Origin of the sequence: Parabacteroides sp. AF48-14 (assembly GCF_003477465.1) — a bacterium.
Taxonomy (GTDB): Bacteria; Bacteroidota; Bacteroidia; order Bacteroidales; family Tannerellaceae; genus Parabacteroides; species Parabacteroides acidifaciens.
Genome location: NZ_QUDI01000106.1, coordinates 1 through 656, shown reverse-complemented (window position 1 = coordinate 656; position 656 = coordinate 1). Strand labels below are relative to the sequence as shown.

Annotated in this window: 1 protein-coding gene; it reads left to right on the top strand. The window is 38.3% G+C overall.

The window, feature by feature from the left end; all coding sequences use genetic code 11:
* The coding region (locus DW083_RS21940; protein WP_233552331.1) for a hypothetical protein at positions 1-653 on the top strand (653 nt) is incomplete at its 5' end.
* Positions 654-656 lie beyond the last annotated feature (3 nt).

Sequence of the window (656 nt, the reverse complement as noted above, 5' to 3'; positions counted from 1 at the left end):
AAATACTGAATCAAATGAGAATATTAGTAGCATGTGAATATAGCGGAGTTGTTAGAGATGCTTTCTCAGAATTAGGGTGGGACGCTTGGTCTTGCGATTTGCTACCAACAGAATCTGAGAAAACGAAAAAAGAAGGTAAGCACATAAGGGCTGATGTTAGATTGTTGCTTCATGATGATTGGGATTTAATGATTTGTCATCCTCCATGTACCTATCTCACTATAGCGGGTAACAGACACATTCCTGGGAACCCAGATAGATGGAAGAATCAATATAATGCTCTCATGTTTGCGTGGGATTTGTTTGATGCTGATATACCCCACATTGCTTTGGAAAATCCGGTGGGAGTATTATCTACATATATCAGAAAGCCAGACCAAATAATACAGCCTTTTGAATATGGACATCCAGAAAGCAAAAAGACCTGCTTATGGTTAAAAGGATTACCTAAATTGAAACCAACAGACATTTTGCCTCTCCCTAAATGTGGCCATTGGAATAATCAAACCAAAGAAGGACAAAACAAAGTGATGCATAATGGAAAATGGCTTGCCTTTAATGATCCTTTAACTGCTCACATAAGAAGTAGAACCTACGATGGCATTGCTACTGCAATGGCCGAACAATGGACAGAGTATTTAATTAACATCTAACAA